Raw genomic sequence first — 13,589 nt, 5'->3', positions numbered from 1 at the left:
ACCCGTGCGTTGCTGACCGCTAAACGTGAATGGGGACTAAATGCGCCGATGCACCGTGAAGACGTGGGCCGGCTGAACGTACGGGTCGAGCCGCACCGCGTTGTGCTGCCCCCAGTCGTACTCCGTACCGGTCAGCTCGTCGCGGACCGTGAACCGTTCGTGCCAGTCCATGCCGAGCGCCGGCATGTCGAGCGTGGTGTTACCCCAGTGCACGCTGGCGGCGTCGAAGGAGCAGACGACCAGCACCGTGTTACCGGAGTCGGGGTCACGCTTGGACCAGCACAGTAGAGCATCGTTGTCGATGTCGTGGAAGTGGAGGTTGCGCAGCCAGTGCAGGGCGGGGTTGGCGCGCCGGATCTCGTTGAGCCGGGCGATGAACGGGGCCAGGGACCGGCCCTCCGCCTCCGCCGCGGCCCAGTCTCGCGGCCGTAGCTGGTATTTCTCGTTGTCGAGGTACTCCTCGGCGCCGGGGCGCGCGAGGTGCTCGTACAGTTCGTAGCCGGCGTACATGCCCCACGACGGCGACAGCATGCTGGCGAGGACCGCCCGGATCTTGAACATCGGCGGGCCGCCGTGCTGGAGGGACTCGTGCAGGATGTCCGGGGTGTTGGGCCAGAAGTTGGGCCGCATGTGGTCGGCGGAGGCGATCAGTTCTTCGCAGTACTCGCGCATCTCCCGGGCGGTCGTGCGCCAGGTGAAGTACGTGTACGACTGGGTGAAGCCGATCCGGCCCAGCCCGTGCATCACCGCCGGCCGGGTGAACGCCTCGGCGAGGAACAGCACGTCCGGGTCGGTCTCCTTGACCTTCCAGATCAGCCAGTGCCAGAAGTCGAACGGCTTGGTGTGCGGGTTGTCGACCCGGAAGATCTTGATGCCCTGCTTCACCCAGTGCAGCACCACCCGCAGGATCTCCTGCCGGATGCCCGCCGGGTCGTTGTCGAAGTTGATCGGGTAGATGTCCTGGTACTTCTTCGGCGGGTTCTCGGCGTACGCGATGCTCCCGTCCGGCTTGCGGGTGAACCACTCGGGATGCTCGCTGACCCACGGGTGGTCCGGCGCGGTCTGCAGCGCGAGGTCCATCGCGACCTCGAGGCCGGCGTCGTTCGCGGCCTTGATGAATCGCCGGAAATCCTTCAGCGTGCCCAGTTCCGGGTGGATCGCGTCGTGGCCGCCCTCGGCCGCGCCGATGGCCCACGGCGAGCCGACGTCACCCTCCTCCGCCACGAGCGCGTTGTTGCGCCCCTTGCGGTTGACCCGCCCGATCGGGTGGATCGGCGGCAGGTAGAGCACGTCGAAGCCCATCCTCGCCACACCGGGCAGTCGGTCGGTCGCGGTGCTGAAGGTGCCGTGGCGGACCGGCCTGCCGTCGGCGTCCACCTCCGCGCCCTCCGAGCGCGGGAAGAACTCGTACCACGACGAGAAGAGTGCCCGCTCGCGGTCGACCCAGATCGGGTACGGGTCGCTCTCGGTGACGAGGTCGCGTACCGGGTACTGCCACAGCAGGGTGGTCAGCGACAGCGCGGGGGAGACCCGCTCGTACAGCGGCGCGTCCTCCTTGCGCAGCGCCGTGACCGCCTCGAGGACCTGTGCCTGCGACTCCTCGGGGACTCCGGTCGCGGCGCGCTCCAGGATCTCGGACCCTTCGGCGAGGTCGTTGCCGAGATCCTCGACGCCCTGGCCGGCGTCGATCTTCTTGATGATCGAATCCCGCCAGTACAGATACGGGTCGCTGAAGGCTTCGATCGTGAAGGTCCAGGAGCCCGTCGCGTCCGGTTTCACCGTCGCGTGCCACATGTCGTTTTCGCCCGGATTCATCCGGGTGAACGGGCCCTGCCGACCGTCCGGGCCCCGCAGCACGACATTGCACCCCAGCGACTGGTGGCCTTCCCGGTAGGACCGGGCCGACACCGGCACCAGTTCGCCGACCACCGCCTTGGCTGGGTAACGCCCGCACGCAAGGGACGGGGTGACATCTTCGATGAGAAACCGTCCGGCCATGATTGTTACGTTAGCCAGCCCCAGCCGATTTGGCTCGGGCGGGATCAGGTCGTCTTGGTCAGGTTCGATTCACCACGATCATGGGAACGTGTCCCGTACCCGGCCCACGACGTCGTCCACGTCATCGCGCCACGAGGAGGCCCATTCCATGTCGGTCCACCCCCGCGCCGGCCAGCCGGCCGAGCCAGGCGACCTCGTCGACGTGCCCCGCCTCGTCACCGCCTACTACGCCGAGCACCCCGACCCGCAGTCGCCGGCGCAGCGGGTGGCCTTCGGCACCTCCGGCCACCGGGGCTCCAGCCTCACCGGGGCCTTCAACGAAGACCACATCGTGGCGATCGCCCAGGCGATCTGCGAGTACCGCCGGGCGCAGGGCACCGACGGGCCGCTGTTCCTCGGCCGGGACACCCACGCCCTGAGCGAACCGGCGACGGTGAGCGCGCTGGAGGTGTTCGCGGCCAACGGCGTCACCGTGCTCATCGACAGCCGCGACGGCTACACGCCCACCCCGGCGCTGTCGCACGCGATCCTCACCCACAACTCCGGCCGTGACACCGGCCTCGCCGACGGCGTCGTGGTCACGCCGTCACACAACCCGCCCTCCGACGGCGGCTTCAAGTACAACCCGCCGGACGGCGGACCCGCCGGCACCGACGCGACCCGGTGGATCCAGGACCGGGCCAACGCCCTGATCGCCGACGGGCTGGCCGACGTCCGGCGCGTCCCGTACGCCCGCGCCCGGTCCGCCGACACGACCCGTCGGTACGACTTCCTGAGCGCGTACGTCGACGACCTTCCCTCGATCGTGGACCTCGACGCGATCCGCGCGGCCGGCGTGCGCATCGGCGCGGACCCGCTCGGCGGCGCCAGCGTGGCGTACTGGGGCGAGATCGCCGACCGCCACCGGCTGGACCTCACCGTGGTCAACCCGACGGTGGACCCGACGTGGCGGTTCATGACGCTGGACTGGGACGGCAAGATCCGTATGGACTGCTCCTCGCCGTACGCCATGGCCTCGCTCATCGACCGCCGCTCGGAGTACCAGGTCGCGACCGGTAACGACGCCGACGCCGACCGGCACGGTATCGTGACCCCTGATGCGGGGCTCATGAACCCCAACCACTACCTGGCCGTCGCGATCGACTACCTGTTCCGCAACCGGGCCGACTGGCCCGCGACCGCCGCCGTCGGCAAGACGCTCGTCTCGTCGTCGATGATCGACCGCGTGGCGGCCGACCTCGGCCGGCCGCTGCTGGAGGTCCCGGTCGGCTTCAAGTGGTTCGTGCCCGGGCTGCTGGACGGGTCGGTCGGCTTCGGTGGCGAGGAGAGCGCGGGCGCGTCGTTCCTGCGCCGCGACGGCAGCGTCTGGACGACCGACAAGGACGGCATCATCCTGTGCCTGCTGGCCTCGGAGATCACGGCGGTCACCGGGCGTACGCCCAGCGAGCACTACCGCGATCTGGTGTCGCGCTTCGGCGACCCCGCGTACGCCCGGATCGACGCGCCGGCGACCCGGGAGGAGAAGGCGGTGCTCGGCCGACTGTCGCCCGACCAGGTGAGCGCGGCGACCCTGGCCGGGGAGCCCATCACGGCCACGCTGACCACGGCGCCCGGCAACGGCGCGCCGATCGGAGGGTTGAAGGTGGGTACGCGGTCGGGCTGGTTCGCCGCGCGCCCGTCCGGTACGGAGGACGTGTACAAGATCTACGCCGAGTCCTTCCGGGGCCCGGAGCACCTGTCGCGCATCCAGGAGGAGGCGCGGGCGCTGGTGTCCGAGGCACTCCGCACTGCCTAACGATCTTGGACACTTGTGCTGGCTATGACTGGCACAAGTGTCCAAGATCGGCGAGAGATCACCTGCGCAGTACGCCGAGCGCGTCGCGGGTGAGGTCGGCCGTCGCGGGCAGCGCCTGGACGATGCGCTGGGTGATCTGCCCGACGATCTTCTCCGCGTCGTCCTCGGTCTTCGCGCAGGCCACGGCGTCCTTGACGGTCGGATCGGCCGCCACCGCGGTCGCCGCCTGCTGGGCGGTGTCCTTGACGTTCTTCACCGCGTCGGCGACCAGTTGGAGGGTGACGCCGTCCTTGCCGAACGCCAGCGACGACGGCCGCAGGTCGAGCAGGCTCACGCCGGTGAGGATCACCCCGACCACGAAGATGCCGCCGATGCCGACCGAGCTGATCGTCTTGTCGTGCACCGCCGCCCAGAACGTCAGCCCGCAGCCCGCCGCGATGACGAGGATCCCGACCGCTGCCCCGATGACTCGACCGACCTTCATCGCCGCCCCCTCACACCGCCGGTGATGTCGAGTATGGACGGTTTCACCGCCGTCGAGGTGTCGGATCGACGACGGTCCCCGGCGGCGGCGCGTGGCCGGTAGGGTCATACGGCGATGATCCTCGGTCTGCTGGGCGCGTTCGCCTCCGCCGTCTGCTACGGAGTGGCGTCGGTGCTGCAGGCCGTCGCCGCGCGGTCCACCCGGCAGACGCGTGACGTTGACCCCCGGCTGCTGCTCCGGCTGCTCGGTCGTGCGCCGTTCGTCGGCGGCGTCCTGCTCGACGGCGCCGGCTTCGCCGGGCAGTTCCTGGCGCTGCGCGTGATGCCGGTGTTCCTCGTCCAGGCGGCCATCGCGTCCAACCTGGCGGTCACCGCCCTGGCGGCGGTGCCCATGCTGGCGGCCCGGCTACGGGCGCGGGAGTGGGCGGCGGTCGGGACGGTCTGCGCCGGCCTGGCGATGCTCGCCCTGGCCACCGGCTCGGAGGGTACGGCGCCGATCAGTCCCGGCTTCCGGCTCGCGCTGCTCGGCTGCGTGGTGGTGCTGTCCGGCGTGGGGTTCGCCGCCGGCCGCGCCCGGGACCCGGCCCGCTCCGCGATGCTCGGGCTGGTCGCCGGGCTCGCGTTCGGAGTCGTCGCCCTGGCCGTACGGGCACTGCCCGACCTCTCGCCGGGGCACCTCATCCGCGATCCGGCCACGTACGCCCTCGTCGCCGGTGGGGTGGTGGCGTTCCTGTTCTTCGCCACCGGCCTGCAGCGCGGCGCGGTGACCGTGACGACCGGGGCGATGGTGATCGGGGAGACGGTCGCGCCGGCCGCCGTGGGCGTGCTGCTGCTCGGCGACCACACCCGGCCGGGGTACGCGCCGGTCGCGGTCGTGGGCTTCGTCATCGCCGTGGCCGGCGCGCTGGCGCTGGCCCGCTTCGGCGAGGCGGAGCCGGGCAACCACCATCCGTGAGGCGGGCCGCGTCGCCTCGCCGGTCACGCCGGGCCGTCGAGACCCAGGTTGTCGCGCCAGCAACCACCTTCCGGCGCGGTGTCGAAGCGGGCCGCGCCGTACGCGTTGCCGTCGAAGTTGTTGTCGGTGGCCCAGCTGTCCCGGCACCTTCCGTGCTCGGTGACCCAGATCCCGTGGGTCTGCCGCTTGCGCTGCTGACTGTCCCAGACCCGGTTGCCCCGTTTCGTGGCGTGGTCGGCCATGGCGGCCACACAGACGCCGGGACGCTCGGCGGGGGAGTCGGGCAGGCGGTAGGCCGAGCCCCGCAGCGGGGTGCAGATCGTCCATGACGTCTTGGCGCCGGGCCGGGTCGGCGCCAGCACAAGTTCGGTCGCGCTGTTGGCGACCACGACGGCGCGCTGCTCGCCGACGGTCACGTCCTTGCCCATGTGCCCGTTCTCCAACCAGTCCGCGGCGGTGTCGACCAGTGTCCGTGCGGTGTAGCTGACCGTGTCGCCGCCACCGGACGCGGCCGGCGCGGCCCGTTGCCCGTTGTCGCGGATCCGGTTGTTGAGCAGCGTCGCGTCGTCGAGTTCAGCGTCCAGGCGGATGCCGGCCAGTGCGTTGGCCCAGATCTCGTTGTCGGTGAGGACGATGTTGCCGGCCGGTCCGCGGTGGCCGCCCCCGACGTTGTGCTGCCAGTACCCATAGCGGCCGTTGCCGCTGATCCGGTTGCCGCTGAACGTGTACGGCCCGGGGGTGTTGCCGATGGCCAGCCCGTCGCGGATGTTGCCGTCGATCACGCAGTTGGCCACCAGACCACCGCGCCCGGCCACCGACGTGGTGCCCATGGACGACAGGTCGTAGCCCGCCTCGTGGTTGGCAATCATGGTGCACGCGTTGACGACCAGACCGTTCGCGCCCCAGTCGGAGATTCCGAACCGGTTGCCTTCGGCGTGGCAGTCGGTGATGCGGATGCCCCGCGGCCGGGACCATGTGCTCTCCTGGAGCTCCACGAAGATCCCGTTGGTGCCGTTGCCGATGGTCGCGCAGCCCCAGATGGTCAGCCGTTCGATGTCGCCCCAGCCGCCGACGCCGATGCCGATACCGGCGCCGCCCATCTGGTCGCCGCGAACCAGGCGTCCGCACCGCATCGCGGTGACGCCGTGGACGATGGCGTCCTGGAGATGATCGCAGCCGAATCCGGTGCCGACGGTGTCGTGGATGTACAGATCATCAAACCGCCCCCGGACCACGTACTGCAGGCCCAACCCCTTGGCCAGCGGGTTGTATTCGGGGAGGTCGACCCGGGAGCCGTCGACCTCGAAAGCGGCGAACGTGCAGTCGGCCAGGTGGTTGTCGCGGCTGGCGCCGTGGTTGATCGCGGTGAACCACGCGAGCGGGACCGGCTCCCTCGGGTTTCCCGAGTTGTCCAGGACGAACCGGGTCACGGCCGGGCCGGAGCCGATCAGGGACACCCCGCTGCGCCAGACCACGGCGGTGTCCCGGATCAGGTAGACGCCGGGTGGGCAGTAGATCGAGCGCGGCCGGCCGTCGGCGGCGACCGCCGCCCCGAGCTCGTCGACCAGCGCCTGGAGCGCCGGCTGGTCGTTGGTGTGGCCATTGCCGGCGATCCGGTGGTCGTGGACGTTGAAGATACCCGACTCCGCCGCATTGCGGGTACGCGTGACGACGTCGGTGACGACGTTCCGCTGGCTCATCTCGGCCTCCCCGACGCCGACGTGCCGAAATCGGCGCCGCTGAGCAGTTGCGTCACCGGTCGCAGTGCCCGCGTTCCCCGTCCCGAAACGTCGATGGCCCCGCACGCGGATGAGCAGCCCCTCGGGCGCCGGATGTGAGGCGGTGACCGCCTCACATCCGGCGACCCGAGGGCGCCTCCTCGCTCAGGTCAGCCAGGGCAGGACCCGCAGCCGGATGGTCTGCGGCATGCCGCGCAGCTTGGTCAGCACCTCTTCGGTGTAGTCCTGGCCGATGTCGGTGAGCAGGTAGCCGACCTCGCCGCGGGTGCCGAGCAGCTGGCCCTCGATGTTGACCGAGTGCGCGGCCAGGATGCTGTTCACCTCGGCGAGCACGCCGGGGACGTTGTGGTGCACGTGCGCCAGCCGGTGGTTGCCGGGCTGGAGCGGGAGCGCCAGCGCGGGCAGGTTGACGCTCAGCGTGGTGGCGCCCTCGACCACGTACCGGTGCAGCTTCTCGGCGACGAAGGAGCCGATGTCGGCCTGGGCCTCCTCGGTCGAGCCGCCGATGTGCGGGGTGAGGATCACGTTCGGCAGGCCGCGCAGCTCGGAGCGGAACTCGTCACCGCGCCCCTTGGGCTCGGCGGGGAACACGTCGACCGCGGCGCCGGCGAGATGGCCGGAGTCGAGGTACCGGCGCAGGGCCACGTGGTCGATGACGAAGCCGCGGCTGAGGTTGAGGAAGATGCTGCCCGGGCGCATCCGGGCGAACTGCTTCTCACCGAAGAAGCCGCTGTTGCCCGGCCGGCCGTCCACGTGCAGCGTGACGACGTCGGACACGTCGAGCAGCTCGTCCAGGGTCGCGCAGCGGTGCGCGTTGCCCAGCGCCAGCTTGTCGGCGGTGTCGTAGAAGACCACCCGCATACCCAGGTTTTCGGCGAGCACGGACAGCTGGGTGCCGATGTTGCCGTACCCGACGATGCCCAGCGTGCGTCCGCGTACCTCGTGGCTGCCCGCGGCGTCCTTGTTCCACACCCCGGCGTGCATGCCTGCGTTCTTCTCGGTCAGCCGCCGGGTGAGCGCGATGATCTCGGCCAGGGCCAGCTCCACCACGCTGCGGGTGTTGGAGAACGGGGCGTTGAACACGGCGATGCCGGCGCGGGTGGCGGCCCCGAGGTCGATCTGGTCGGTGCCGATGCAGAACGCCCCGATCGCCCGCAGTTCGGTGGCGGCGGCCAGCACCTTCGCGGTCACCTGCGTCTTCGACCGGATCCCGAGGAGGTGCACGCCGTCGAGCCGCCTGATCAGCTCGTCCTCGTCCAACGCCCGGGGAACGGTCTCGACCTCGTGGCCCTGCGATTCCAGCAGGGCGACTGCGTCCTTGTGGATGTTCTCGAGCAGCAGGGTGCGTACGGGTTCGTTTTTGAGCACGCAACGAGAATAGTTCAGGCTGCGGAGTACCCGTGGCCGGTCCATATGGTGAGGTGTGGATCTCACAAAGTGAGAAATCATGGCCGGTTGAGCCCGCTCGCGCGCGTTACCGGCCGGCCCATCGGGGGAATGCAGACGGCGAGGGACTAGGGAGGTACATGTGACCATGCAGCCGAATCCCGCACATGACCCGGTGCCGCACCTGCCGGGCGCCGGATCCGCCGACATCCCCACCGGGCCGGCCGGAGTGCCGACCACCCCGGGCGGCGCGGACGCGGTGACGGGCGCGGGGCGCCCGGGTGTCACCGTGGCGACGTACCCCGACTACGAGTCCGCGCAGCGCGCCGTCGACTATCTGTCCGACAACCACTTCCCGGTCGAGCACACCACGATCGTCGGGACCGACCTGCGACTGGTCGAGAAGGTGCTGGGCCGGATGACCACCGGCCGCGCGGCACTGGCCGGCGCAGCCAGCGGTGCCTGGTTCGGCCTGCTGATCGGCCTGCTGCTGGCCATCTTCACCGTCTCGACCTGGTGGCCGCTGCTGGTCGCAGGCCTGATCATCGGGGCCATCTGGGGAGCGATCTTCGGGGCGATCGCCCATGCGATGACCGGGGGCCGACGTGACTTCTCCTCCCGCAGCACGCTGGTGGCGGGTCAGTACGCGGTCCTGGTCTCCACCGACCACGCCGACCCGGCCCGTCAGCTGCTGACCCGCCTCAACTGGCAGGCCAGCGGAGCGGGTACCTCCTGACCGCACCGAGCGCGAGCCGGCCGGCGCCGCGGGCACCCGTGGCGCCGGCCGGGCGCGTCACACCCCGACCGGGTAGGTCTCGGGCTCCACGGTTTCGACGCGGTAGACGTGCAGCGGGTGCACGGCCCGGGTTTCGTCGAACCAGTAGAACGCGTCGTAGCGGTCGCCGAGCTTGGTCGGCACGTAATTGCCCCAGTGCTCCCGGTCGGGGTGGTAGACCACGCCGATGGCCCGGTGGTCGAGCCAGTCGGTGAGCAGGCGGGGCCGGGGTCCGCCGGCGGGCGGGAAGATCAACTGTGCCTGCGGGGGCGCGTCTTCGTGCAGGGCGTCCTCGAGCGTGCCCGGCCGTGCCATCGGCACCCGCATCACCCGCATGGGCGCGCCCCACTCGCGGCCGGCCAGCACGGTGCCGCGGTAGGTGCCGAAGCCGACGAGGACGACGTTGTCGCGGCCGTAGCGCTCGCGGGCGAGCTGCCCGATGTTGAACATGCCGGCCCGGGTCATGTCGGTGGCGCGGGCGTCGCCGACATGGGTGTTGTGCGCCCACACGACGGCCTTGGAGTCCGGCCCGTAGTGCGCCAGCAGCCGGTCGAGAGTGTCCATCATGTGCTGGTCGCGGACGTTCCAGGAGTTGGCGCCGCCGGCCACCATCGCCCGGTAGTAGCGCTCGGCCCCGGCCACGACCTCGGCGTTCTGCCGGACGGTGAACTCGTCGCCGCGGCCCGCCGACGCGTGTTCGCGGGCCGCGCGCAGCAGCTTGACGACCTCCTCCTCGCAGCTCATGGGCACGAACCGGGTCGCCATGGCGTAGCGCTGCGGGTCCTCGCCGAACGGCTCAAAGCACCGGTACGCGTTCACCGCCATCTCGACCTTGCCGGGGTCGTGCTCGGTCAGGTGGAGGATGACCTCGCGCATCGACTCCCACAGCGAGTACACGTCCAGCCCGTGGAACCCGGCCCGCTGCGCGGGCTCCAGCGTGACGTTGCGGTTACGCAGCCAGCAGCAGAAGTCGACGACCTCCTCGTTGGCCCACATCCAGGTGGGCCACCGGTCGAACGCCTCCAGCGCCTCGTACGGGTCGTCCGGCGCGTCGCCGCGGCAGCGCACCGACCGGTCGACCCGGTCGCAGTCGGGCCAGTCGCCCTCCACGCCGACGAACGAGAACCCGCGCTCGGCGATCAGCCGGCGCGTCAGCGCCGCCCGCCACGCGTAGAACTGGTGCGTACCGTGGCTGGCCTCACCCAGCATCACGATCCGGGCCCCGCCGACGCGGTCCAGTACCGCGTCGAAGTCACGCTCGTCGGTGAGCGGCATCGCCAACTGTCTGATCTCGTCCGTGTAACGCCCCACGTCGGGCCACCTCCTCACGGCTGGCCGGCAGGTCTGCCGAATCCCGGCGGGGGCCTCTACCCACAATCGAGCGATTAAACCAACGCCGATGGCAGAGATCCTGCCGGGCCAACCGTGCCGGCCTCAGCGACCGCCCACGCTCGCCTCGACGCGTACCCGCTCGACCTGCGACACGAGCTCGCGGCAGAAGGCCGGAAGGTCGTCGGGCTTGCGGCTGCTGATCAGCGGAAAGTTCCCGCCGGTGCAGACCACCAGCTGCTCGTCGACCCACTCCGCGCCCGCGTTGCGGAAGTCGACGGCCAGGCTGGGCCACGAGGTGATCCGCCGCCCGCGCACCGCGTCGACGTCGATGAGGATCCAGCCGCCGTGGCAGATCACGGCCACCGGTCGGCCGGTGGCCAGGAACCGCCGCACGAAGTCGCGGGCCGGCTGCTGCCAGCGCAGCAGGTCACCGTTGGCGACACCGCCGGGCAGGACCAGCGCGCTGTACTCCTCGGCGCGCGCCTGCGAGGCCGTGACGTCCACGGGGAACGTGTCGGCCGGCGTGAGGTGGTTGAACGCCTGTACCTCGCCGGGCTCCACGGAGATCAGCCGCGGTGTACCGCCGGCCTGCTCGACCGCCTTCCAGGGTTCGGTCAGTTCGGCCTGCTCGATACCTTCCTTCGATACCAGGAACGCTACCGACTTTCCGTTGATATCCATGGTGACCTTTCTCCTGTCGGTACCTTTCTCCTGTCGGTTACCGCCGCTTGCCGGCACTTAAACGCCGGACCGTTTGCGCGCCACGCCGGTGGTGGTGCGACCCGGGTGTCGCATACCACTCGTGTGTTTCGTACTACTCGCCGGCCCCGGTCCGCCGGTGATCGTGACCGGTCGCGAACACGTACCCGCCCACGGTAGTGCGCCGTGCCTCGCGCGGCACCGCTTCACCTGTTCGCGGTGATCGCGCCGGAAGTACCGCCCCGTCGGCGAAAGCCGGCGCGTTCTTGCTAGGTTGGTCAGGTTTTTCGGCGGTGCGTGGTTCGCCTTTCGTGGCCCTTGGCGGTGCGGTGTCGAGTTGCCGGGCTCATAGGCCATGCGATACGGGGCCGCCCGGCCGAGATTGCTTTCGCGGTCCGCGGACGGGGGTCTTCGGGTGACAGGGAGACTTGTTGTGGCACAGGGCATGGTGAAGTGGTTCGACGCCGACAAAGGCTACGGTCCCGGCGCTCCGGACGGTGGCAGTGGCGACCAATTTGTGCACTTCTCCGCGGTCCGGACCGCGGGTTACCGCTCGCCTTACCGTTCGCCTTACCGCTCGCCGGCGCAGAACCGGCGGGTGGAGTTCGAGGTGGGGCAGGGGCAGAAAGGCGCGCAGTCGGAGCAGGTTCGTCCCGGCTGATCGCTGCTGCGCCGCTTTCGGGCTACGGGCCGTCATCGCGGGAAAACGGGCGGCGACCGGCAAACGTGGGCAATGAAAAAGTGGCGGTTCTCGCTGCGAGAATTGGTCGCATTTTTGTCTTTACGTGGTCGCCGATAGGCAGCTATCGTTACTCGACGGTAGTTTGAAGGTTTTTGGAAGGACCACTCTGATGGCGAAGAAAACGATCCACATGCTGATCGACGACCTCGACGGCAGTGAGGCGGACGAGTCCGTCAAGTTTGCTATTGACGGTGTTCAGTACGAGATCGACCTGTCGAAGGAGAACGTCGCGAAATTGCGGGACGCGCTCGCGCCGTATGTCGCGGTGGGAACGAAGGCTGGCCGGTCCGGCGGGATCGTACGTACGGTCGGGGCTCCCCGTAGGCGCGGCGGCGCGGCCGTCGACCGCGACCAGAACCGGGCCATCCGCGAGTGGGCGCAGTCCAAGGGCATCGCCGTTTCCGACCGTGGCCGGATCAAGCAGGAGATCGTCGACCGGTACCACGCCGAAGCCGGCCACTGAGCCGTCCTCGCTGCCGTTACGGCGGGCCGGACGCCGCGATCGCGGCGTCCGGCCCGCTTCGTCGGGTATGACGCCCTACATATTCGCTGACGTCTCTATGGTCTGTTCACGAACGCCGCTGGACCGCACAATGGGTGGCTATGAGCCAGCCGGAGCCGCATGTACGGGCATCGGACCGGGAGCGGCACGCGACCGTCCGGGCGTTACGTGGGCAGTTGCGCGACGGTCGACTGTCGGAGACGACGTTCGTCGGCCGGCTCCTCCTCGCCGTCGACGCCCGCCGCCGCGGCGACCTCGACGCGCTGGTGGCCGACCTTCCAGCGCGCCAGCGGTGGCGTCGCCGGCTCGGGCCGCTGTACGGCCGGCTCGGGCCGCTGTACGGCCGGCTGGCCGCCCTGGCTCGCCGGCTGGCCCTGCCGCCGGTCGCCCGACGGTCGGCGCCCGTGCCCGGTGAACTGGTCCTGCCACCCGTGCCCGGTGAGTACGTCATCGGTCGGGGCGACGACGTGGACCTGCGCCTCGACGACCTCACGGTGTCGCGCCGGCACGCCCTCGTCATGTACGTGCACGGCGGCTGGATCGTCGCCGACCTCGGATCGCGCAACGGGACCTGGCTCAACGGCTGGCGGTTGCCCGGCCCGGCCCCGGTCGGCCCGGGAGACCTGATCGACCTCGGCTCCTGCCGGTTCGTCGTCGTCGCCAGACCCGCCGGTCGGGACCGGACGTTTCGCCCCTTGTCGGCGGGGTAGCGCACCCCCGAACGGAGCCCCGTCGCCATGAGGAGGATCTCATGCCGACCGTGCGTGACGTCATGACCAGTGAACCCGTGACGATGGACGTGAATACGGTCATTGTGGCGGTCGCCAAGCAGATGCGCGATGAGGCGATCGGGGACGTGATCGTGACCGAAGGTGACCGGATCTGCGGCATCGTCACCGACCGCGACATCACGGTACGGGCGGTCGCGGCGGATGCCGACACCCGGGCCACGACCATCGGTGATGTCGTGACCCGCAACCCCGTCACGGTCGCTCCCGACGACGACATCAAAGCCGCCGAGGGGCTGATGCGCACCCACGCGGTCAAGCGGCTGCCCGTCCTCGACGGTGACCGGATCGTCGGGGTCGTCGCCCTCGGCGACATCGAGGTGGAGGAGGCGCCGGACTCGCTGGAGGCGTCGATCGCCGCCGAGGACCCGAACAACTGACACGCTGTCGTCAGG

Annotated in this window: 13 protein-coding genes; 7 read left to right on the top strand and 6 right to left on the bottom strand. The window is 70.1% G+C overall.

The window, feature by feature from the left end:
- Positions 1-36 precede the first annotated feature (36 nt).
- Entirely contained in the window at positions 37-1,998 is a 1,962-nt protein-coding gene (locus HC031_RS26805; RefSeq protein ID WP_167928210.1) for an alpha-1,4-glucan--maltose-1-phosphate maltosyltransferase, read from the bottom strand.
- A gap of 148 nt (positions 1,999-2,146) precedes the next feature.
- Between HC031_RS26805 and pgm the strand changes: the two genes are divergently transcribed.
- On the top strand, positions 2,147-3,793 hold the full coding sequence (gene pgm, locus HC031_RS26800) for a phosphoglucomutase (alpha-D-glucose-1,6-bisphosphate-dependent) (protein WP_167928209.1): 1,647 nt from the start codon (positions 2,147-2,149) through the stop codon (positions 3,791-3,793).
- A gap of 58 nt (positions 3,794-3,851) precedes the next feature.
- On the opposite strand, the gene HC031_RS26795 is transcribed toward pgm, so the two are convergent.
- Positions 3,852-4,277, bottom strand: coding sequence for a hypothetical protein (locus tag HC031_RS26795; protein WP_167928208.1), 426 nt, complete (start codon positions 4,275-4,277; stop codon positions 3,852-3,854).
- Positions 4,278-4,391: 114 nt separating this feature from the next.
- Between HC031_RS26795 and HC031_RS26790 the strand changes: the two genes are divergently transcribed.
- Complete coding sequence (locus tag HC031_RS26790) at positions 4,392-5,231, top strand: DMT family protein (RefSeq protein WP_167928207.1); 840 nt, start codon at positions 4,392-4,394, stop codon at positions 5,229-5,231.
- A gap of 23 nt (positions 5,232-5,254) precedes the next feature.
- On the opposite strand, the gene HC031_RS26785 is transcribed toward HC031_RS26790, so the two are convergent.
- Positions 5,255-6,931: a right-handed parallel beta-helix repeat-containing protein gene (locus HC031_RS26785; protein ID WP_167928206.1), complete on the bottom strand. Its 1,677-nt coding sequence runs from the start codon at positions 6,929-6,931 to the stop codon at positions 5,255-5,257.
- Between the two features lie 183 nt (positions 6,932-7,114).
- On the bottom strand, positions 7,115-8,338 hold the full coding sequence (serA, locus tag HC031_RS26780) for a phosphoglycerate dehydrogenase (RefSeq protein WP_338090849.1): 1,224 nt from the start codon (positions 8,336-8,338) through the stop codon (positions 7,115-7,117).
- 166 nt (positions 8,339-8,504) lie between these two features.
- Between serA and HC031_RS26775 the strand changes: the two genes are divergently transcribed.
- Positions 8,505-9,092 carry a YflT domain-containing protein gene (locus HC031_RS26775; protein WP_167928241.1) on the top strand — a complete coding sequence of 196 codons (588 nt, stop codon included), beginning with the start codon at positions 8,505-8,507 and terminating at the stop codon, positions 9,090-9,092.
- A 57-nt stretch (positions 9,093-9,149) separates the two neighbouring features.
- Here the strand turns inward: HC031_RS26775 and HC031_RS26770 are convergent, their stop codons facing one another.
- On the bottom strand, positions 9,150-10,406 hold the full coding sequence (locus tag HC031_RS26770; protein WP_167928240.1) for an erythromycin esterase family protein: 1,257 nt from the start codon (positions 10,404-10,406) through the stop codon (positions 9,150-9,152).
- 159 nt (positions 10,407-10,565) lie between these two features.
- Positions 10,566-11,144: a type 1 glutamine amidotransferase domain-containing protein gene (locus tag HC031_RS26765; protein ID WP_167928204.1), complete on the bottom strand. Its 579-nt coding sequence runs from the start codon at positions 11,142-11,144 to the stop codon at positions 10,566-10,568.
- Between the two features lie 451 nt (positions 11,145-11,595).
- Between HC031_RS26765 and HC031_RS26760 the strand changes: the two genes are divergently transcribed.
- The 4 genes from HC031_RS26760 (at position 11,596) to HC031_RS26745 (ending at position 13,574) form a co-directional block, all read left to right on the top strand.
- Positions 11,596-11,823 carry a cold shock domain-containing protein gene (locus HC031_RS26760; RefSeq protein WP_167928203.1) on the top strand — a complete coding sequence of 76 codons (228 nt, stop codon included), beginning with the start codon at positions 11,596-11,598 and terminating at the stop codon, positions 11,821-11,823.
- Positions 11,824-12,013: 190 nt separating this feature from the next.
- Positions 12,014-12,367, top strand: coding sequence for a histone-like nucleoid-structuring protein Lsr2 (locus HC031_RS26755; protein ID WP_167928202.1), 354 nt, complete (start codon positions 12,014-12,016; stop codon positions 12,365-12,367).
- Positions 12,368-12,507: 140 nt separating this feature from the next.
- Positions 12,508-13,116 (top strand): DUF1707 and FHA domain-containing protein, encoded by a 609-nt coding sequence (locus HC031_RS26750; RefSeq protein WP_167928201.1) that lies wholly within the window; start codon positions 12,508-12,510, stop codon positions 13,114-13,116.
- Positions 13,117-13,157: 41 nt separating this feature from the next.
- A complete protein-coding gene (locus HC031_RS26745) occupies positions 13,158-13,574 on the top strand; it encodes a CBS domain-containing protein (protein WP_167928200.1) in 417 nt (138 codons plus the stop codon).
- The last annotated feature ends 15 nt before the right edge of the window (positions 13,575-13,589 follow it).

The sequence above is a fragment of the Planosporangium thailandense genome, assembly GCF_011947195.1.
Lineage (GTDB): Bacteria > Actinomycetota > Actinomycetes > Mycobacteriales > Micromonosporaceae > Planosporangium > Planosporangium thailandense.
Note: the sequence above shows the minus strand (reverse complement) of the source record. Positions and strands in the feature narration are given on the sequence as shown.

Excerpts from the sequence above, each read along its gene's own strand:
- HC031_RS26770 (WP_167928240.1), bottom strand. The coding sequence starts at position 10,406 with ATGCCGCTCACCGACGAGCGTGACTTCGACGCGGTACTGGACCGCGTC.
- HC031_RS26790 (WP_167928207.1), top strand. The coding sequence starts at position 4,392 with ATGATCCTCGGTCTGCTGGGCGCGTTCGCCTCCGCCGTCTGCTACGGA.
- HC031_RS26785 (WP_167928206.1), bottom strand. The coding sequence starts at position 6,931 with ATGAGCCAGCGGAACGTCGTCACCGACGTCGTCACGCGTACCCGCAAT.
- HC031_RS26765 (WP_167928204.1), bottom strand. The coding sequence starts at position 11,144 with ATGGATATCAACGGAAAGTCGGTAGCGTTCCTGGTATCGAAGGAAGGT.
- HC031_RS26805 (WP_167928210.1), bottom strand. The coding sequence starts at position 1,998 with ATGGCCGGACGGTTTCTCATCGAAGATGTCACCCCGTCCCTTGCGTGC.
- HC031_RS26755 (WP_167928202.1), top strand. The coding sequence starts at position 12,014 with ATGGCGAAGAAAACGATCCACATGCTGATCGACGACCTCGACGGCAGT.
- HC031_RS26795 (WP_167928208.1), bottom strand. The coding sequence starts at position 4,277 with ATGAAGGTCGGTCGAGTCATCGGGGCAGCGGTCGGGATCCTCGTCATC.
- HC031_RS26750 (WP_167928201.1), top strand. The coding sequence starts at position 12,508 with ATGAGCCAGCCGGAGCCGCATGTACGGGCATCGGACCGGGAGCGGCAC.
- HC031_RS26775 (WP_167928241.1), top strand. The coding sequence starts at position 8,505 with ATGCAGCCGAATCCCGCACATGACCCGGTGCCGCACCTGCCGGGCGCC.
- pgm (WP_167928209.1), top strand. The coding sequence starts at position 2,147 with ATGTCGGTCCACCCCCGCGCCGGCCAGCCGGCCGAGCCAGGCGACCTC.
- HC031_RS26745 (WP_167928200.1), top strand. The coding sequence starts at position 13,158 with ATGCCGACCGTGCGTGACGTCATGACCAGTGAACCCGTGACGATGGAC.